General features: G+C 60.9%; 15 protein-coding genes. 13 read left to right on the forward strand and 2 right to left on the reverse strand.

Annotated features, from left to right (window positions below):
• Positions 1-24 precede the first annotated feature (24 nt).
• Positions 25-1,371 carry a CoA transferase gene (locus tag ACODTD_RS09700; protein WP_201816217.1) on the forward strand — a complete coding sequence of 449 codons (1,347 nt, stop codon included), beginning with the start codon at positions 25-27 and terminating at the stop codon, positions 1,369-1,371.
• A gap of 74 nt (positions 1,372-1,445) precedes the next feature.
• Here ACODTD_RS09700 and arcD (ACODTD_RS09705) read toward each other — a convergent pair whose 3' ends face one another.
• Positions 1,446-2,873 carry an arginine-ornithine antiporter gene (gene arcD / locus ACODTD_RS09705; protein WP_285354196.1) on the reverse strand — a complete coding sequence of 476 codons (1,428 nt, stop codon included), beginning with the start codon at positions 2,871-2,873 and terminating at the stop codon, positions 1,446-1,448.
• 448 nt (positions 2,874-3,321) lie between these two features.
• Here arcD (ACODTD_RS09705) and arcD (ACODTD_RS09710) point away from each other — a divergent pair, with 448 nt between their 5' ends.
• The 12 genes from arcD (ACODTD_RS09710) to ACODTD_RS09765 all read left to right on the forward strand — a co-directional run bounded on the left by arcD (ACODTD_RS09710) (position 3,322) and on the right by ACODTD_RS09765 (position 17,956).
• On the forward strand, positions 3,322-4,749 hold the full coding sequence (arcD, locus tag ACODTD_RS09710) for an arginine-ornithine antiporter (RefSeq protein ID WP_011335624.1): 1,428 nt from the start codon (positions 3,322-3,324) through the stop codon (positions 4,747-4,749).
• Between the two features lie 34 nt (positions 4,750-4,783).
• Positions 4,784-6,040: an arginine deiminase gene (gene arcA / locus ACODTD_RS09715; RefSeq protein ID WP_011335625.1), complete on the forward strand. Its 1,257-nt coding sequence runs from the start codon at positions 4,784-4,786 to the stop codon at positions 6,038-6,040.
• Between the two features lie 69 nt (positions 6,041-6,109).
• The gene (locus ACODTD_RS09720; protein WP_201816234.1) at positions 6,110-7,120 is read left to right on the forward strand and encodes an ornithine carbamoyltransferase; all 1,011 of its coding nucleotides are present in this window, start codon (positions 6,110-6,112) and stop codon (positions 7,118-7,120) included.
• Between the two features lie 73 nt (positions 7,121-7,193).
• On the forward strand, positions 7,194-8,123 hold the full coding sequence (gene arcC / locus ACODTD_RS09725) for a carbamate kinase (RefSeq protein ID WP_064383742.1): 930 nt from the start codon (positions 7,194-7,196) through the stop codon (positions 8,121-8,123).
• Between the two features lie 62 nt (positions 8,124-8,185).
• The gene (locus tag ACODTD_RS09730) at positions 8,186-8,548 is read left to right on the forward strand and encodes a DUF5064 family protein (RefSeq protein WP_011335628.1); all 363 of its coding nucleotides are present in this window, start codon (positions 8,186-8,188) and stop codon (positions 8,546-8,548) included.
• Between the two features lie 285 nt (positions 8,549-8,833).
• Positions 8,834-10,342, forward strand: coding sequence for a sigma-54-dependent transcriptional regulator (locus tag ACODTD_RS09735; protein WP_039766033.1), 1,509 nt, complete (start codon positions 8,834-8,836; stop codon positions 10,340-10,342).
• A 367-nt stretch (positions 10,343-10,709) separates the two neighbouring features.
• On the forward strand, positions 10,710-11,093 hold the full coding sequence (gcvH, locus tag ACODTD_RS09740; protein WP_011335630.1) for a glycine cleavage system protein GcvH: 384 nt from the start codon (positions 10,710-10,712) through the stop codon (positions 11,091-11,093).
• A 10-nt stretch (positions 11,094-11,103) separates the two neighbouring features.
• Positions 11,104-13,956: an aminomethyl-transferring glycine dehydrogenase gene (gene gcvP, locus ACODTD_RS09745; protein ID WP_489104790.1), complete on the forward strand. Its 2,853-nt coding sequence runs from the start codon at positions 11,104-11,106 to the stop codon at positions 13,954-13,956.
• A gap of 202 nt (positions 13,957-14,158) precedes the next feature.
• Positions 14,159-15,535, forward strand: a complete 1,377-nt coding sequence (locus ACODTD_RS09750; protein WP_221615325.1) for an L-serine ammonia-lyase — start codon at positions 14,159-14,161, stop codon at positions 15,533-15,535.
• A 93-nt stretch (positions 15,536-15,628) separates the two neighbouring features.
• Positions 15,629-16,753 (forward strand): glycine cleavage system aminomethyltransferase GcvT, encoded by a 1,125-nt coding sequence (gene gcvT, locus ACODTD_RS09755; protein WP_011335633.1) that lies wholly within the window; start codon positions 15,629-15,631, stop codon positions 16,751-16,753.
• Positions 16,754-17,157: 404 nt separating this feature from the next.
• Positions 17,158-17,370, forward strand: a complete 213-nt coding sequence (locus ACODTD_RS09760) for a cold-shock protein (protein WP_011335634.1) — start codon at positions 17,158-17,160, stop codon at positions 17,368-17,370.
• Positions 17,371-17,467: 97 nt separating this feature from the next.
• A complete protein-coding gene (locus ACODTD_RS09765; protein ID WP_011335635.1) occupies positions 17,468-17,956 on the forward strand; it encodes an RDD family protein in 489 nt (162 codons plus the stop codon).
• Between the two features lie 58 nt (positions 17,957-18,014).
• Here ACODTD_RS09765 and nadA read toward each other — a convergent pair whose 3' ends face one another.
• Complete coding sequence (gene nadA, locus ACODTD_RS09770) at positions 18,015-19,073, reverse strand: quinolinate synthase NadA (RefSeq protein WP_039766022.1); 1,059 nt, start codon at positions 19,071-19,073, stop codon at positions 18,015-18,017.
• Between the last annotated feature and the right edge of the window lie 153 nt (positions 19,074-19,226).

A 19,226-nucleotide genomic window follows, 5' to 3' on the forward strand; every position in this document is an offset into this window, starting at 1 on the left:
AGGCCCTCTTCCGGAGGGCCTTCGATGACTGATCTGCTCACGTCCATTCAAGCCGCACTCGGCTTGTCCCCCACGCCGATTCCGTTCACCGGCGAGGGCGCCCTGCCCTCGGCGTTTGCCGTTACTGACCTTGCCTGCGCGAGCATTGCCGCTGCCGGGCAGGCAGTCGCCGAACTCCTTCAGCAGCAGACCGGTCACTTGCCCGGCGTAGAAGTCGACCGTCGCCTCGCCTCGTTCTGGTTCGCCACCTCGCTACGACCCATCGGCTGGGAAGTGCCGCCGCTGTGGGATCCGGTGGCCGGCGACTATGCGACCAAAGACGGCTGGATCCGCCTGCACACCAACGCCCCGCATCACCGCGCCGCTGCTGAACGCGTGCTCGGCGCCTGTGCAGACCGCGCAGCGATGGCGGCGAAAGTCGCGCAATGGGCCAGTGCCGATCTGGAGCAAGCGGTGGTCGAGGCCAAGGGTTGTGCGGCTGAGATGCGCAGCTGGGAACAGTGGCAGAAACATCCCCAAGGGTTGGCGGTGAATGCCGAACCCTTGGTGCATTTCAGTGACGGGAAAGAAGAAAGTCATCAACCCTGGCAAGGCTCGGTGGCGCGGCCATTGGCCGGGCTCAAGGTGCTCGATCTGACCCGCGTACTGGCCGGCCCGACCGCCAGCCGCTTCCTCGCGGGGCTCGGCGCCAACGTGCTGCGCATCGACCCGCCGACCTGGAACGAACCCGGCGTGGTGCCGGAAGTGACCCTCGGCAAACGTTGTGCGCGACTGGATCTGCATGTGCCGGCAGATCGCACAGTGTTCGAAAGCCTGCTCAAGGATGCCGACATTCTGCTGCACGGCTATCGCGCCGACGCCCTTGAACATCTCGGCTTCGGCGTCGAACGCCGCCGACAACTGGCGCCGGGGCTGATCGACGTTTGCCTCAACGCCTACGGCTGGAGCGGCCCGTGGCAGAACCGTCGGGGCTTCGACAGTCTGGTGCAGATGAGCAGCGGAATCGCCGAGGCCGGGCAGCGCTGGAAGCAGGCGGACAAACCGACACCGCTGCCGGTGCAGGCGCTGGATCATGCGACGGGGTATCTGATGGCGGCGAGTGTGATTCGGTTGCTGGCTGAACGGTTACGCAGTGGTCGAGGTGGATCGGCGCGGTTGTCGCTGGCGCGGACGGCGAAGTTGTTGATTGAGCATGGACCGGGGACTGACCAGGCGTTGCTTCCGGAATATCCACAGGATCAGAGCTTGAGCTTGGAGCAGACACCATGGGGGCCGGCACATCGGCTTCAGGCGCCGCTGCGTATTGCTGGAACGCCGTTGCAGTGGACTTTGCCGGCAACTGAATTGGGTTCACATCGGGCGCAGTGGTGACCTCTCCACCGTTTTCGCGAGAAACCCGAGCATCGCCGGCCAGTCGTAAGGCCCCTGAAAGTCGAGCCGCAATCTCACAGGGACAACACGCCGCTGTACAACCCGTAGGCCGCAAGCCCGGCCCCGGCGATGACGCAGGTGAAAATCCCCTTCTCGAGCGTGGTGAACAACGGCTCGCCCTGCTCATGCTTGGCCTTGGCGAACAGGATCACGCCCGGCGCATACAACAGCGCCGACAGCAGCAGGTATTTCACCCCGCCGGCATACAACAGCCACACCGCGTAGCACAGCGCGATACCGCCGATCAGCAGATCCTTGGTACGTTCGGCGGAGGCATGTTCATAGGTCTCACCCCGTCCGCTGAGTAACACGGCGTAGGCTGCCGACCACAGATACGGCACCAGAATCATCGACGAGGCGAGGTAAATCAGGCTGGTGTAAGTACCGGCGGAAAACAGCGTGATCAGCAGGAAAATCTGGATCATCACGTTGGTCAGCCACAACGCATTGACCGGCACATGGTTGGCGTTTTCCTTTTTCAGGAACGCCGGCATCGTGTTGTCCTTGGCAGTGGCGAACAGGATCTCGGCGCACAACAGCGCCCACGACAACAACGCACCGAGCAATGAAATGGCCAGGCCCACGCTGATCAGCAGCGCACCCCATGGCCCGACAATATGTTCCAGTACGGCGGCCAGCGACGGATTCTGCAAGGTCGCCAGTTCCGGCTGGCTCATGATCCCCAGCGACAACACATTGACCAGCACCAGCAGCGCCAGCACACCGATGAAACCGATCACCGTGGCACGGCCCACATCGGTGCGCTTCTCCGCCCGAGCCGAGTAAACGCTGGCGCCTTCGATACCGATGAACACGAACACCGTGACCAGCATCATGTTGCGCACCTGATCCATCACGCCACCGAAATTCGGGTTGCTGCGGCCCCATATGTCGCGGGTAAAAATATCGGCCTTGAACGCCACGGCGGCGATAACCACGAACATGATCAGCGGAATGATCTTGGCCACGGTGGTCAACTGATTGATCAGCGCGGCTTCCTTGATCCCGCGCATCACCAGAAAGTGCACGGCCCACAGCAACACCGAAGCGCAGCCAATCGCAATCGGCGTATTGCCCTGGCCGAATACCGGAAAGAAGTAGCCGAGGGTGCTGAACAGCAACACGAAATACCCGACGTTGCCCAGCCAGGCGCTGATCCAGTAACCCCACGCGGAAGAAAAGCCCATGTAATCGCCGAACCCGGCCTTGGCGTAGGCATACACGCCGGAGTCCAGTTCCGGCTTGCGATTGGCCAAAGTCTGGAACACGAACGCCAGGGTGAGCATGCCGATCGCCGTGATGCCCCAGCCGATCAGGATGGCGCCGGCATCGGCCCGGGCTGCCATGTTTTGCGGCAAGGAAAAAATCCCCCCGCCAATCATCGAACCCACCACCAGGGCGATCAGTGCGCCAAGGCGCAGTTTTTGCGTCGGTTGCGACATTCCAGCGTCTCCAGGTTCCCGAGGTCGGCATTGGCCGCCCATGGTCATGTAACCGGTATTAACCAAACGGTTAGAGCGTAAGTACGTTTATTGAATAACGCCAATCAACGTCTTTTATATATAGCGGATGGCACTAATGCCTAGCACGGATAGGCAATTTTGTGTGCGAATCCTGATAATTCGATTCTGTACTGGAAACAGAGGCGAAAAATTTGCCAAACCTTGAAAACGGACTAGCGTGATAACTCGAAAGTAATAGGAAAAGTTCCCAACTATATATGCCGAAAGCCTCTAGGACAGGCTTTACACGCAGAAGCCTTATGCCATCAGACGTTTCATAAGTCATTCATTAACAATGGAATGTGACCATGCACTGATCTAAGTCAGCTGTTTGAAAAGCCAACAGAACTACGCTGTGAACTCTTCTCTCCTGCAATGGAGTCATGCAATGTCTGAAGCTCCCGGAAAACTACGACTAGGTGCACTGGTCGCGTTGGTAGTCGGCTCAATGATCGGTGGCGGGATATTCTCTTTGCCACAAAACATGGCCGCCAGTGCCGATGTCGGCGCGGTACTGATTGGCTGGGCCATCACCGCTGTCGGCATGCTCACCCTCGCTTTCGTCTTCCAAACCCTGGCCAATCGCAAGCCTGACCTGGACGGCGGTGTCTACGCCTACGCCAAGGCCGGTTTCGGCGATTACATGGGTTTCTCTTCGGCCTGGGGTTACTGGATCAGTGCCTGGCTGGGCAACGTCGGTTACTTCGTTCTGCTGTTCAGCACTCTCGGGTATTTTTTTCCGATTTTTGGGGAGGGCAACACCGTTGCAGCCGTGATCGGCGCCTCTGTCCTGCTGTGGGGCGTGCACTTTCTGGTACTGCGCGGGATCAAGGAAGCGGCGTTCATCAACCTCGTGACCACCGTCGCCAAGGTCGTGCCGCTGCTGCTGTTCGTATTGATCGCGATCTTCGCCTTCAAACTGGACATCTTCACCGCCGATATCTGGGGCGTGAAAAACCCGGATCTGGGCAGCGTGATGAACCAGGTGCGCAACATGATGCTGGTCACCGTGTGGGTGTTCATCGGCATCGAAGGCGCGAGCATCTTCTCGGCCCGGGCGGAAAAACGTTCGGACGTCGGCAAGGCGACCGTGATCGGTTTCATCACCGTGCTGCTGTTCCTGGTGCTGGTGAACGTGCTGTCGCTGGGCATCATGACTCAGCCGGAACTGGCAAAACTGCAGAACCCGTCGATGGCCGCCGTGCTGGAACACGTGGTCGGTCACTGGGGCGCGGTGCTGATCAGCGTCGGTCTGATCATCTCGCTGCTGGGGGCGTTGCTGTCGTGGGTGCTGCTGTGTGCGGAGATCATGTTCGCCGCTGCCAAAGACCACACCATGCCGGAGTTCCTGCGCAAGGAAAACGCCAACCACGTGCCGGTCAACGCCCTGTGGCTGACCAACGCGATGGTGCAGCTGTTCCTGATCATCACTCTGTTTTCGGCCAGCACTTACCTGTCGCTGATCTACCTCGCCACTTCGATGATTCTGGTGCCGTACCTGTGGTCGGCGGCCTACGCCCTGCTGCTGGCGGTGCGCGGCGAAAGCTACGAAGGCTTCGCGGCCGAACGGCGCAAGGACCTGATCATCGGCGCCATCGCCCTGATCTATGCGGTGTGGCTGCTCTACGCCGGTGGCGTGAAGTACCTGCTGCTCTCGGCCCTGCTCTATGCCCCCGGCGCGATCCTGTTCGCCAAGGCCAAGCTCGAACTCAAACAACCGGTTTTCACCAACGTCGAGAAGCTGATTTTCGCCGCAGTGGTCGTGGGCGCCCTGGTGGCTGCCTACGGACTGTATGACGGCTTCCTGACTCTGTAATTGCCCAACGTTTTCACTCTGGAGGATCACCGAAATGACCACGGAAAAAGCTAAGTACGGCGTCCATTCCGAAGCCGGCAAACTGCGCAAAGTCATGGTTTGCTCCCCAGGTCTGGCCCATCAGCGGCTGACCCCGAACAACTGCGATGAACTGCTGTTCGACGACGTGCTGTGGGTCGCTCAGGCCAAGCGCGACCACTTCGACTTCGTGACCAAGATGCGTGAGCGCGGAATCGACGTGCTGGAAATGCACAACCTGCTGACCGACATCGTCGGCAACCCCGAAGCGCTGGACTGGATCCTCGAGCGCAAGGTCACCGCCGACTCGGTGGGCCTGGGCCTGATCAACGAAGTCAAATCCTGGCTGAAAAGCCTGGAGCCGCGACACATCGCCGAATTCCTGATTGGCGGCGTGTCCGCCGATGACCTTCCGGACAGCTTCGGTGGCAAGACCATCCAGATGTTCCGCGACTTCCTCGGCCACTCCAGTTTCATTCTGCCGCCGCTGCCGAACACCCAGTTCACCCGCGACACCACCTGCTGGATTTACGGTGGCGTGACGCTGAACCCGATGTACTGGCCGGCGCGTCGTCAGGAGACCTTGCTGACCACCGCCATCTACAAATTCCATCCGCAGTTCACCAACGCCGATTTCGAGATCTGGTACGGCGACCCGGACAAGGATCACGGCAGCTCGACCCTCGAAGGCGGCGACGTCATGCCAATCGGCAACGGCGTGGTGCTGATCGGTATGGGCGAGCGCTCGTCGCGTCAGGCCATCGGCCAACTGGCGCTGAACCTGTTCAAGAACAAGGCCGTGGAAAAAGTCATCGTCGCCGGCCTGCCGAAGTCTCGCGCCGCGATGCACCTCGATACCGTGTTCAGCTTCTGCGACCGCGACCTCGTCACGATCTTCCCGGAAGTGGTCAACCAGATCGTCGCCTTCACCCTGCGCCCTGACGAAAGCAAACAGGGCGGCATCGACATCCGTCGCGAAGAAGGCACGTTCCTCGACGTCGTGGCCAAAGCCCTCAACCTGCCGAAACTGCGCGTCGTCGAAACCGGCGGCAACAGCTTCGCCGCCGAACGCGAGCAATGGGACGACGGCAACAACGTGGTGGCCGTGGAGCCGGGCGTGGTCATCGGCTACGACCGCAACACTTACACCAACACCCTGCTGCGCAAGGCCGGGGTCGAGGTCATCACCATCAGCGCCGGCGAACTCGGTCGCGGCCGTGGCGGCGGCCACTGCATGACTTGCCCGATCATCCGCGACCCTATCGATTACTAAACGACCATCTCCCCGGCCGCACTGACCCTGTCGCGGCCGGGCCGATTACCGAATCCAAGGAGAATCATCATGGCGTTCAACATTCACAACCGTAACCTGCTCAGCCTGGAACACCACACCCCACGTGAGCTGCGCTACCTGCTCGACCTGTCCCGCGACCTGAAGCGCGCCAAGTACACCGGCACCGAGCAGCAACACCTGAAGGGCAACAACATCGCCCTGATCTTCGAAAAAACCTCGACCCGCACCCGCTGCGCGTTCGAAGTCGCCGCTTATGACCAGGGCGCCAACGTCACCTACATCGACCCGAACTCCTCGCAGATCGGCCACAAGGAAAGCATGAAGGACACCGCCCGCGTTCTGGGGCGCATGTACGACGCCATCGAGTACCGTGGCTTCAAGCAGGAAATCGTCGAAGAGCTGGCCAAGTTCGCCGGCGTACCGGTGTTCAACGGCCTGACCGATGAGTATCACCCAACGCAGATGATCGCCGACGTGCTGACCATGCGTGAGCACGCCGACAAGCCGATCCACGAGATCAGCTACGCCTACCTGGGCGACGCGCGCAACAACATGGGCAACTCGCTGCTGCTGATCGGCGCCAAACTCGGCATGGATGTGCGCATCTGCGCGCCGAAAGCCCTGTGGCCGCACGACGATCTGGTCGATCGCTGCAAAAAATACGCAGAGGAAAGCGGCGCCCGCATCACCCTGACCGAAGACCCGAAAGCGGCGGTCAAAGGCGTGGACTTCATCCACACCGACGTCTGGGTATCGATGGGCGAGCCGGTGGAAGCCTGGGCCGAGCGTATCCAGCAACTGCTGCCGTATCAGGTCAACGCCGAGCTGATGAAAGCCACCGGCAACCCGCGCACCAAGTTCATGCACTGCCTGCCGGCGTTCCACAACAGCGATACCAAGGTCGGCAAACAGATCGCCGAACAGTATCCGCACCTGGCCAACGGCATCGAAGTGACCGACGACGTGTTCGAGTCGCCGGCCTGCATCGCCTTCGAGCAAGCGGAAAACCGCATGCACACCATCAAGGCGATTCTGGTGTCGACCCTGGCTGATCTGTAAGCGTTGACCCTGACCTGCGGGCGTCGCCGAAGGCTGCGCCCGCAGGCTCACCGAATTCTGAAAGGACTGCATTATGCGTATCGTCGTAGCTCTGGGCGGTAACGCCCTGCTCCGCCGTGGTGAGCCGATGACCGCTGACAACCAGCGCGCCAACATCCGCATCGCCACCGAGCAAATCGCCAAGATCCACCCTGGCAACCAACTGGTCATCGCCCACGGCAATGGCCCGCAAGTCGGCCTGCTGTCGTTGCAGGCAGCGGCCTACACCTCTGTCACCCCTTACCCGCTGGACGTGCTCGGCGCCGAAACCGAAGGCATGATCGGCTACATCATCGAACAGGAACTGGGCAACCTGCTGGACTTCGAAGTCCCGTTCGCCACCCTGCTCACCCAGGTCGAAGTCGACGCCAACGACCCGGCTTTCAAGAATCCGACCAAACCGATCGGCCCGGTCTACGAGAAGGCCGAAGCAGAAAAACTCGCCGCTGAAAAAGGCTGGGCCATCGCCCCGGACGGCGACAAGTTCCGCCGTGTGGTGGCCAGCCCCCGGCCGAAACGCATCTTCGAAATCCGTCCGATCAAGTGGCTGCTGGACAAGGGCAGCATCGTGATCTGCGCCGGCGGTGGCGGCATCCCGACCATGTATGGCGCTCACGGCAAGCTGCAAGGCATCGAAGCGGTGATCGACAAGGACCTGTGCTCGGCGCTGCTGGCCGAACAACTGGAGGCGGACTTGCTGGTGATCGCCACCGACGTCAACGCGGCGTACATCGACTTCAAGAAACCCACCGAGAAAGCCATCGCCCAGGCCCACCCGGACGAACTCGAACGCCTGGGCTTCGCCGCCGGCTCCATGGGGCCGAAGGTGCAGGCAGCCTGTGAATTTGCGCGCCATACTGGCAAGGTCGCGGTGATCGGTTCGCTCTCGGACATCGAAGCCATCGTCCAGGGCACCGCCGGGACGCGAGTCAGCACGGCGACACCGGGCATCACCTACCGATAAAAAGAAACTCCGGGGGCAGACCTCAGGTCTGCCCTTCTCCCATGCCTTGAAAGGAGAAAACCATGGCCCAGTTCGAACCCGGTCATTTGCATATCGAGCGGCACGCGTTGACTGACGACGACGTCAATTACAACGTGCACCTCGACTATGAAGTGTTCACCGATCCTCAGAAAGGCAAAGGGATACAGTTCACCCTGCATGGCAGCATGCAGGGCAAAGAGGTCAACGAACCGTTCTTTCTGCCCAAGGAGGAAGCCTACAACTTCGCCCGCAACGTAACGCAGATTGCCGAAAAGTACGGCATTCCCAAGAGCCACAGCCAGATCGGCTCGGTGCACAAGCATTACGACCTGATGTTTGAGGACATCCGCATGAAGTTGAATATGAAATCCGGGGATCCGGTCAATCCCGAGCATTTCGAGTAACCCCCAAAGACCCCCTCACCCTAGCCCTCTCCCAGAGGGAGAGGGGACTGATCCGGGGATATTTCAGAGTTACACCGACCTGAACCTGCTCTGCCGAATCCATAATCGACTGGTTCTTTCAGGTCGATGTCAAACCTTAGACACCTCAGTCAGCTCCCTCTCCCTCCGGGAGAGGGCTGGGGTGAGGGGTGGATTTCGAGCACGACGCCATTCTCAAGATTTCACCCCAGTCCCCCATCAAGGCATACTTGCCCCCCTCCGCACTCCAGAACCCAGAACCGCCCCATGCGTATCCACGTCAGCTTCATCGACCGCGTCGGCATCACCCAGGAAGTCCTGGCTATCCTCGGCGGGCGCAATCTCAATCTGGATGCGGTGGAAATGATCCCGCCCAACGTCTACATCGACGCCCCGACCTTGAGCCCGCAAGTGCTCGAAGAACTGAAAGATGCGCTGTTTCGCGTGCGTGGTGTAGAAGCAGTAACCGTGGTCGACATCCTCCCCGGCCAGCGTCGGCACTTGCAGCTCGACGCATTGCTCGCGGCGATGACCGACCCGGTGCTGGCACTGGACAGCGCCGGCAAGGTGCTGCTGGCCAACCCGGCACTGATCGCCCTGTACGGCCGCGAGCCGGCTGGCGAAAGCGTTTCGGAACTGTTCAACGATCCGGGCCTGCTCGAAACCCTGCTCGAACAAGGCTTCCGCCTGCCGCTGCGGGAAATCACCGTCAACGGCCAGACCCTGTTGCTGGACGCCACGCCGATCACCGACGCCGGCGCCCTGCTGACCCTGTATCAACCCAACCGCATCGGCGAACAACTCTCGGCGTTGCACCACGACCATGCCGAAGGCTTTGATGCGCTGCTCGGTGAATCGCCGCCAATCCGCACCCTCAAGGCTCGCGCCCAACGCGTCGCGGCCCTCGACGCGCCGCTGCTGATCCAGGGCGAAACCGGCACCGGCAAGGAACTGGTGGCCCGCGCCTGCCACGCCATCAGCGCCCGGCACAGTGCGCCATTCCTCGCACTGAACTGCGCGGCCCTGCCGGAGAACCTCGCCGAAAGCGAACTGTTCGGCTACGCCCCCGGCGCCTTCACCGGCGCACAACGCGGCGGCAAACCGGGGCTGATGGAGCTGGCCAACCAGGGCACGGTGTTCCTCGACGAAATCGGCGAGATGTCGCCGTACTTGCAGGCCAAACTGCTGCGCTTTCTCAACGACGGCAGCTTCCGTCGGGTTGGCGGTGACCGAGAGGTAAAGGTCAACGTGCGGATCCTCAGCGCCACCCACCGCGACCTGGAAAAAATGGTCAGCGAAGGCCTGTTCCGCGAAGACCTGTTCTACCGCCTCAACGTGCTCAACGTCGAAGTGCCGCCACTGCGTGAACGTGGTCAGGACATTCTGTTGCTGGCGCGCTATTTCATGCAGCAGGCCTGCGCGCAGATCCAGCGCCCGGTCTGCCGCCTGGCCCCGGGCACCTATCCGGCGCTGCTCGGTAACCGCTGGCCAGGCAACGTGCGGCAATTGCAGAACGTGATCTTCCGCGCCGCCGCCATTTGCGAAAGCAGCCTGGTGGACATCGGCGACCTCGACATCGCCGGCACCTCCGTGGCACGCCAGACCGACACCGATGTCGACAGCCTGGAAGAAGCGGTCGAAGCCTTCGAAAAATCGCTGCTGGAAAAGCTCTACGTCAGCTACCCCTCGACCCGCCAACTGGCCAGCCGCCTGCAGACCTCGCACACCGCAATTGCCCATCGGCTGCGCAAGTACGGCATCCCCAACAAGCCCTGAACCGAACTCGGTCAAAAATGTGGGAGCGGGCTTGCTCCCACACGGTATGTGACGGATTCGAAATCCGTTCAAAAGCGACCTCCATCTGTACTGAAAGCGCTACAGCGGAACGATATCGCTACACCCTCCTCCGATCACCGCTGTGCAAGGCTTTGATCCGGTTCAGCTTTTTTCTTCGCCTCACGCTGTAGCGATTTCGCTACAGACAGTGCACTCGCGCTCGCCCTAAAATCAATCAAACCATTGATTTATAACGATATTTTTACTTTGGCCGCGTTCTTGCTAAGTAACCGTTCATAAAATCAGGGCATTGCCGCCCGAGTATTCCACCGCGTCCACCAGACGAGTCTGGCCCCTAGGAGATTCCATGAGCGAGTTGCGTTTTACTGAAGATCACGAATGGCTGCGCGCCGAAGCCGATGGTTCTGTCACCGTTGGCATCACCGCTTTCGCGCAGAACGCCCTGGGCGACGTGGTGTTCGTGCAACTGCCTGAATTGCAGGCTTACGAGAAAGGCGCCGAAGCCGCCACCGTGGAATCGGTAAAAGCCGCCAGCGGCGTTTACATGCCACTGGACGGTGAAGTCCTGGCCACCAACCCGGCCCTGGAAGACAGCCCTGAACTGGTGAACGAAGATCCGCTGGGCGAAGGCTGGTTCTTCCGCTTCAAGCCAGCCGACGCGACCGCCGTCGCCAAGCTGCTGGATCAGGACGCCTACGACCGCCTGATCAAAGCCCAAGCCGAAGCCTGAGGAACCTGACATGACCCAAGTAAATCTCGGCACTGCCAACGAATTCATCGCCCGTCACATCGGCCCGCGCGCCGGTGACGAGCAAGCCATGCTCAACAGCCTCGGCTTCGACTCGCTCGAAGCCCTGAGCGCCAGCGTCATCCCGGAAAGCATCAAGGGCACCAGCGTGCTCGGTCTGGACGACGGCCTGAGCGAAGCCGATGCCCTGGCAATGATCAAAGGCATCGCCGGCAAGAATCAATTGTTCAAGACCTACATCGGCCAGGGTTACTACAACTGCCACACGCCGTCGCCGATCCTGCGCAACCTGCTGGAAAACCCGGCCTGGTACACCGCTTACACTCCGTACCAGCCAGAAATTTCTCAGGGCCGTCTCGAAGCGCTGCTGAACTTCCAGACCCTGATCAGCGACCTCACCGGCCTGCCGATCGCCAACGCTTCCCTGCTCGACGAAGCTACCGCCGCTGCCGAAGCCATGACCTTCTGCAAACGCCTGAGCAAGAACAAGGGCAGCCACCAGTTCTTCGCCTCGATCCACAGCCACCCGCAAACTCTTGACGTGCTGCGCACCCGTGCCGAGCCACTGGGCATCGACGTGGTGGTGGGCGATGAGCGCGAACTGACCGACGTGACGCCGTTCTTCGGCGCACTGCTGCAATACCCGGCCAGCAACGGCGATGTGTTCGACTACCGCGAACTGACCGAACGCTTCCACGCTGCCAACGCACTGGTCGCCGTGGCCGCTGACCTGCTGGCCCTGACCCTGCTGACTCCGCCGGGCGAATTCGGCGCAGACGTGGCCATCGGCAGCGCGCAACGCTTCGGCGTGCCGCTGGGCTTCGGTGGCCCGCACGCGGCTTACTTCTCCACCAAAGATGCGTTCAAGCGCGACATGCCGGGCCGTCTGGTCGGTGTTTCGGTTGACCGCTTCGGCAAGCCGGCCCTGCGTCTGGCGATGCAGACCCGCGAGCAACACATCCGCCGCGAGAAAGCCACGTCGAACATCTGCACCGCACAAGTGCTGCTGGCCAACATCGCCAGCATGTACGCCGTGTATCACGGCCCGAAAGGCCTGACCCAGATCGCCAACCGCGTGCATCACCTGACCGCGATTCTGGCCAAGGGCCTGAGCGCACTGGGCGTGAACGTCGAGCAAGCGAGCTTCTTCGACACCCTGACCCTCGCCACCGGCGCGCAAACCGCCGCGCTGCACGACAAGGCTCGCGCCCAACAGATCAACCTGCGTGTGATCGACACTCAGCGTCTGGGCCTGTCGGTCGACGAAACCACCACCCAGGCCGACATCGAAACCCTGTGGGGCCTGTTCGCCGACGGCAAGACTCTGCCGGATTTCGCTGCGCTGGCCGCTGCCGCGCAAAGCACGATTCCGGCTTCGCTGGTTCGTCAGTCGCCGATCCTCAGCCACCCGGTGTTCAACCGCTATCACTCGGAAACCGAGCTGATGCGCTACCTGCGCAAACTGGCGGACAAGGATCTGGCGCTGGATCGCACCATGATCCCGTTGGGCTCGTGCACCATGAAACTCAACGCCGCCAGCGAAATGATCCCGGTGACCTGGGCCGAATTCGGCGCCCTGCACCCGTTCGCCCCGGCCGAGCAAAGCGCCGGTTACCAGCAACTGACCGACGAACTGGAAGCGATGCTTTGCGCCGCAACCGGTTACGACTCGATCTCGCTGCAGCCGAACGCTGGTTCCCAGGGTGAGTACGCAGGTCTGCTGGCGATTCGCGCCTATCACCAGAGCCGTGGCGAAGACCGTCGCGACATCTGCCTGATCCCGTCGTCCGCCCACGGCACCAACCCGGCGACCGCCAACATGGCCGGCATGCGCGTGGTCGTGACCGCGTGCGACGCCCGTGGCAACGTGGACATCGAAGACCTGCGCGCCAAGGCCATCGAGCACCGCGAACACCTCGCGGCGCTGATGATCACCTACCCGTCGACCCACGGCGTGTTCGAAGAAGGCATCCGCGAAATCTGCGGCATCATTCATGACAACGGCGGCCAGGTGTACATCGACGGCGCCAACATGAACGCGATGGTCGGCCTCTGCGCACCGGGCAAGTTCGGCGGCGACGTCTCGCACCTGAACCTGCACAAGACTTTCTGCATTCCGCACGGCGGTGGCGGCCCGGGCGTCGGCCCGATCGGCGTGAAATCGCACCTGACCCCGTTCCTGCCGGGCCACGGCCACATGGAACGCAAGGAAGGCGCGGTCTGCGCAGCACCGTTCGGCAGCGCGAGCATTCTGCCGATCACCTGGATGTACATTCGCATGATGGGTGGCGCAGGCCTGAAGCGCGCTTCGCAACTGGCGATCCTCAATGCCAACTACATTTCCCGTCGCCTGGAAGAGCACTACCCAGTGCTGTATACCGGCAGCAACGGTCTGGTGGCGCACGAGTGCATTCTGGATCTGCGCCCGTTGAAAGACAGCAGCGGCATCAGCGTCGATGACGTCGCCAAGCGTCTGATCGACTTCGGCTTCCACGCCCCGACCATGTCGTTCCCGGTGGCCGGCACGCTGATGATCGAGCCGACCGAAAGCGAATCCAAGGAAGAACTGGACCGCTTCTGCGACGCCATGATCCGCATCCGCGAAGAAATTCGCGCGGTGGAAAACGGCACCCTGGACAAGGACGACAACCCGCTGAAGAACGCTCCGCACACGGCGGCAGAGCTGGTCGGCGAGTGGACTCACCCGTACAGCCGCGAACAAGCGGTATACCCGGTGGCGTCGTTGATCGAAGGCAAGTACTGGCCGCCGGTCGGTCGCGTCGACAACGTGTTCGGCGACCGCAACCTGGTCTGCGCCTGCCCGTCGATCGAAAGCTACGCTTAAACGAATGAGGGGCAGGTTTTACTTGCCCCGATTTCAGCAACACCAAAAATCCCTGTGGGAGCTGGCTTGCCAGCGATGAGGGCGAATCAGCCTCCATCCCTGTTGCCTGACACTCCGCCATCGCTGGCAAGCCAGCTCCCACACGAAATGCATCAAGCCTGATATCCCGCCAATTCCTATAACAAGAAACCGGAGAACAACCATGTCGTTAAGCGTGTTCGACCTGTTCAAGATTGGCATCGGCCCCTCCAGCTCCCACACCGTTGGCCCGATGCGCGCTGCCGCGCGCTTCGTCGAAGGACTGCGCCGGGAAAACCTGTTGTCGGCCACCGCCAGCGTCAGGGTCGAGTTGTATGGATCCCTCGGCGCCACCGGCAAGGGTCACGGCAGCGACAAGGCCGTACTGCTGGGCCTGGAAGGTGAACATCCGGACACCGTGGATACTGAAACCGTCGCCGCCCGTCTCTCGGAGATTCGTGGCAACGGGCGCTTGAACCTGCTCGGCGAACACAGCATTGCGTTCAACGAGAAAGAACACCTGGCCATGATCCGCAAGCCGTTGGCCTATCACCCCAACGGCATGATCTTCCGCGCCTTCGATGCGGCGGGATTACAAATCCGCAGCCGCGAGTACTACTCGGTCGGCGGTGGTTTTGTGGTCGACGAAGATGCGGCCGGCGCCGACCGCATCGTCGAAGACTCCACCCCGCTGACCTTCCCGTTCAAGAGTGCCAAGGACTTGCTCGGTCATTGCGCCACCTATGGTCTGTCGATCAGTCAGGTGATGCTGGCCAACGAAAGCGCCTGGCGCCCGGAGGCGGAAACCCGTGCCGGCCTGCTGAAAATCTGGCAAGTGATGCAGGACTGTGTGGCCGCCGGCTGTCGCAACGAAGGCATTCTGCCGGGCGGTCTGAAGGTCAAGCGGCGGGCGGCGGCGTTGCACCGGCAATTGTGCAAGAACCCGGAATCGTCGCTGCGCGATCCGCTGTCGGTGCTGGACTGGGTCAACCTCTACGCCCTCGCCGTCAACGAAGAAAACGCCAACGGCGGGCGCGTGGTCACGGCACCAACCAATGGCGCAGCGGGGATCATCCCTGCGGTGCTGCATTACTACATGCGCTTCATTCCCGGTGCGAACGATGACGGCGTGGTGCGCTTCCTGCTCACCGCCGCGGCCATCGGCATTCTGTACAAGGAAAACGCCTCGATCTCCGGTGCCGAAGTCGGTTGTCAGGGCGAGGTCGGCGTGGCCTGTTCGATGGCGGCCGGCGCGTTGTGCGAAGTCCTTGGCGGCAGCGTGCAACAAGTCGAAAACGCCGCTGAAATCGGCATGGAACACAACCTCGGCCTGACCTGCGATCCGATTGGCGGGCTGGTGCAGGTGCCGTGCATCGAGCGCAACGCCATGGGTTCGGTCAAGGCGATCAACGCCGTGCGCATGGCCATGCGCGGAGACGGGCAGCACTTCGTCTCCCTCGACAAGGTCATCCGCACCATGCGCCAGACCGGCGCCGACATGAAAAGCAAATACAAGGAGACCGCCCGTGGCGGTCTGGCGGTCAACATTATCGAGTGCTGATCGCGCCATAAACTCGCTCTCCCTTTGGGAGAGAACACAAAACTGGCCCCCTCTCCCTCCGGGAGAGGGTTGGTGTGAATCAAGGAGTCACGCATGTCCACCGAACAACTGTCGAAAACCCCGCTGCACGCTCTGCACCTCGAACTCGGCGCCCGCATGGTGCCGTTCGCCGGCTACGACATGCCGGTGCAATACCCGCTGGGCGTGATGAAAGAACACCAGCACACCCGTGAGCAGGCCGGGCTGTTCGATGTCTCGCACATGGGCCAGATCCGCCTGACCGGCGCCAATGCCGCCAAAGCCCTGGAAACCCTGGTGCCGGTGGACATCATCGATCTGCCGGTGGGCATGCAGCGCTACGCGATGTTCACCAACGAAACCGGCGGTATTCTCGATGACCTGATGGTCGCCAATCTCGGCAACGACGAGCTGTTCCTGGTGGTCAACGCCGCGTGCAAGGACCAGGATCTGGCCCATCTGCAAAAACACATCGGCGACCAGTGCAAGATCGAGCAACTGTTCGAAGAACGCGCCCTGCTCGCCCTGCAAGGCCCCGCCGCCGTGACCGTGCTGGCACGCCTGGCACCGGAAGTGGCGAAAATGACTTTCATGCAATTCACTCGCGTGAAGCTGCTGGGCGTTGACTGCTTTGTCAGCCGTTCGGGCTACACCGGTGAAGACGGTTTCGAAATCTCGGTTCCGGCAGTCGACGCGGAAAAACTCGCCCGCGCCCTGCTGGCCGAACCGGAAGTCGCCGCCATCGGCCTCGGCGCCCGTGACTCGCTGCGCCTGGAAGCCGGCCTGTGCCTGTACGGCCACGACATGAACACCGAGACCACCCCGATCGAAGCCAGCCTGCTGTGGGCAATCTCCAAACCTCGGCGTGCCGATGGTGCGCGCGCCGGTGGTTTCCCGGGTGCGGAGCAAGTCTTCGCTCAACAGCAAAACGGCGTGTCGCGCAAACGCGTCGGCCTGCTGCCGCAAGAGCGTACGCCGGTCCGAGAAGGTGCAGAGATCGTCAACGAAGCGGGCGAGATCATCGGCAGCGTGTGCAGTGGCGGTTTCGGCCCGACCCTGGGTGGCCCGTTGGCCATGGGTTACCTGGACAGCGCCTACGTCGCACTCGATACGCCAGTCTGGGCGATTGTCCGTGGGAAAAAGGTGCCATTGCTTGTAAGCAAAATGCCATTTGTTCCACAACGCTACTATCGCGGTTGATTGACTGTTTCTATAAGTAACGCGATTGCGTTATGCGTGCACTAATGTGTAACGCAATCGCCATAAAACAGTGCACTCTGTTTACATTCGATTCGAATATGAACTTGGCTTATAACGTTCGAAAACAATTGAACAAGCTAATCGTATAAGCCGGACTAGTGAATCGACTAAGTGCCGGCAAGGGCAGGAAAACCGGGGCCTTCGCGGGGCTTGTTTTTCCTCCCGTAGTTGGCGTAGAGTTTGTCCACTGTGTTTGCATGGGTCAGCTTGGAATCGTGACCTGGGCAGTAGCCTACAAGTTAGCTACATCCCGTTCGACGTCTTCTTACTCTCCTGCAACCAGCCCCAGTACTCTTTCATGAGGAAGAGACTGTCATCAATTTTTGCGTCAAAGGAAATAAGAAATGTCCCAACGTCAGAGCGGTACCGTCAAGTGGTTTAACGACGAGAAAGGTTTTGGTTTTATCACTCCAGAAAGCGGTCCGGATCTGTTCGTGCATTTCCGCGCCATTCAGGGCAACGGCTTCAAGAGCCTGAAAGAAGGCCAGAAAGTGACCTTCGTTGCAGTGCAAGGCCAGAAAGGCATGCAAGCTGACGAAGTCATCGCAGAAGCCTGATTTTCTGTAACGAAAAAGCCCCTGATATTGATATCAGGGGCTTTTTTGTGGGCGCAAATCCGTAAAATGGCGCTTCACTTTCCGTCCAGAGGCTGCCATGTCGAAACACCTGCTCACGCCCCAGGGCAATTTCCCCGCCGTCGGCCTAGGCCGTCGTCTGGCAGCGATGTTCTATGACTTTCTGCTGTGCACCGCCCTGCTGATCGTGACCGGTGGCGTCTACAAGATGATCCAGGCCGCGATCATCGGTGAGGAGCGTCTGCGGGTTCTGACCGACGCCGGGCAGCTGGATGGCGATCCTCTCTACTCCACGGTGCTGCTGCTGGTGCTGTTTGGTTTCTTCGCCAAGTTCTGGACTCACGCCGGGCAGACGCTGGGCATGCAGGTCTGGGGCATTCGCGTGCAGAACGCTGATGGCACTGCAATCAGCCTGTGGCAGGCGTTGCTGCGGTTCATGGTGTCGATTGCATCGTGGCTCTGCCTGGGCCTGGGGTTCTTCTGGTCACTGTTCGACAAACAGAAACGCGCCTGGCATGACATCTACTCCGACACGCAGCTTGTGCGAATTCCGAAGAAAGCCAAATAATCCTCCAGATGCAAAAACGCCCCGATCCAATCGGGGCGTTTTTGTTTGCGTCGCAAGGTCAGGCGTTGCCGGCCAGTTTCATCCGCGCGGCTTGAGTGAAGTCGAGCATGCGCTTGAGCGGGCGGATCGCTTGAGGAATGAGAGCCGGGTCGACAAAGATCTCGTTCGAACCTTCCTTCAGGCACTTGAGCGTGCGCTCAAGGGTGTTCATGGCCATCCACGGGCAATGTGCGCAACTGCGGCATGCCGCGCCGTTACCGGCGGTTGGCGCTTCGATGAAGACCTTGTCCGGGCACAGCTGCTGCATCTTGTAGAAGATGCCGCGGTCGGTAGCGACGATCAAAGTCTTGTTCGGCAGCGATTGAGCGGCGGCAATCAACTGACTGGTGGAACCGACAGCGTCCGCCAACTCGATCACCGAGGTCGGCGACTCCGGATGCACCAGAATGGCGGCGTCCGGGTACAGCGCTTTCATGTCTTCCAGCTGCTTGGACTTGAATTCCTCGTGAACGATGCAGGCACCATCCCAGAGCAGCATGTCGGCGCCGGTCTGACGCTGGATGTAGGTGCCCAGGTGCTTGTCCGGCCCCCAGATGATGGTTTCGCCGTTGTCCATCAGGCTTTCGACGATCTCCAGCGCGCAGCTCGATGTCACCACCCAGTCGGCCCGGGCTTTGACGGCGGCCGAGGTGTTGGCATACACCACCACGGTGCGCTCCGGATGTTGATCGCAGAACGCCGAGAACTCGTCCACCGGGCAACCCAGATCCAGCGAGCAGGTCGCTTCCAGGGTCGGCATCAGCACGCGCTTTTCAGGGTTGAGAATCTTCGCGGTCTCGCCCATGAATTTCACGCCGGCGACCACCACGGTCTTGGCCGGATGGGCGTTGCCGAAGCGGGCCATTTCCAGTGAATCGGAAACGCAACCGCCGGTCTCTTCGGCGAGGGCCTGGATGATCGGATCGCAATAAAAGTGGGCAACCAGCACCGCGTCCTGAGCCTTGAGCTCGGCGGCGATGGCGGAACGGTAATAAGCCTCTTCCTCGGCCGTCAGCGGTTTGGGCTGTTTGGCGTCGAGGTGGGCTTGTACCAGAAGGCGTTCGGAAATCTGCGTCATGTTCGCAAGACCTGCAGGCGCATTCGCGCGAAAGTCGAGTATACACCCGGCTCCGGACCGCTTGAGGGTACCGCCGGGAGAGTGAGTATTATCAGGCACGGACAGCATTGAAGCTGCGCAAGGCTACAGAATATCCCGTTGATACAAAAGATG

Source organism: Pseudomonas sp. FG35 (genome assembly GCF_057809295.1).

Excerpts from the sequence above, each read along its gene's own strand:
- ACODTD_RS09750 (WP_221615325.1), top strand. The coding sequence starts at position 14,159 with ATGTCGTTAAGCGTGTTCGACCTGTTCAAGATTGGCATCGGCCCCTCC.
- arcD (WP_011335624.1), top strand. The coding sequence starts at position 3,322 with ATGTCTGAAGCTCCCGGAAAACTACGACTAGGTGCACTGGTCGCGTTG.
- ACODTD_RS09700 (WP_201816217.1), top strand. The coding sequence starts at position 25 with ATGACTGATCTGCTCACGTCCATTCAAGCCGCACTCGGCTTGTCCCCC.
- arcA (WP_011335625.1), top strand. The coding sequence starts at position 4,784 with ATGACCACGGAAAAAGCTAAGTACGGCGTCCATTCCGAAGCCGGCAAA.
- ACODTD_RS09720 (WP_201816234.1), top strand. The coding sequence starts at position 6,110 with ATGGCGTTCAACATTCACAACCGTAACCTGCTCAGCCTGGAACACCAC.
- nadA (WP_039766022.1), bottom strand. The coding sequence starts at position 19,073 with ATGACGCAGATTTCCGAACGCCTTCTGGTACAAGCCCACCTCGACGCC.
- ACODTD_RS09765 (WP_011335635.1), top strand. The coding sequence starts at position 17,468 with ATGTCGAAACACCTGCTCACGCCCCAGGGCAATTTCCCCGCCGTCGGC.
- gcvH (WP_011335630.1), top strand. The coding sequence starts at position 10,710 with ATGAGCGAGTTGCGTTTTACTGAAGATCACGAATGGCTGCGCGCCGAA.
- ACODTD_RS09730 (WP_011335628.1), top strand. The coding sequence starts at position 8,186 with ATGGCCCAGTTCGAACCCGGTCATTTGCATATCGAGCGGCACGCGTTG.
- ACODTD_RS09735 (WP_039766033.1), top strand. The coding sequence starts at position 8,834 with ATGCGTATCCACGTCAGCTTCATCGACCGCGTCGGCATCACCCAGGAA.
- ACODTD_RS09760 (WP_011335634.1), top strand. The coding sequence starts at position 17,158 with ATGTCCCAACGTCAGAGCGGTACCGTCAAGTGGTTTAACGACGAGAAA.
- arcD (WP_285354196.1), bottom strand. The coding sequence starts at position 2,873 with ATGTCGCAACCGACGCAAAAACTGCGCCTTGGCGCACTGATCGCCCTG.
- gcvP (WP_489104790.1), top strand. The coding sequence starts at position 11,104 with ATGACCCAAGTAAATCTCGGCACTGCCAACGAATTCATCGCCCGTCAC.
- gcvT (WP_011335633.1), top strand. The coding sequence starts at position 15,629 with ATGTCCACCGAACAACTGTCGAAAACCCCGCTGCACGCTCTGCACCTC.
- arcC (WP_064383742.1), top strand. The coding sequence starts at position 7,194 with ATGCGTATCGTCGTAGCTCTGGGCGGTAACGCCCTGCTCCGCCGTGGT.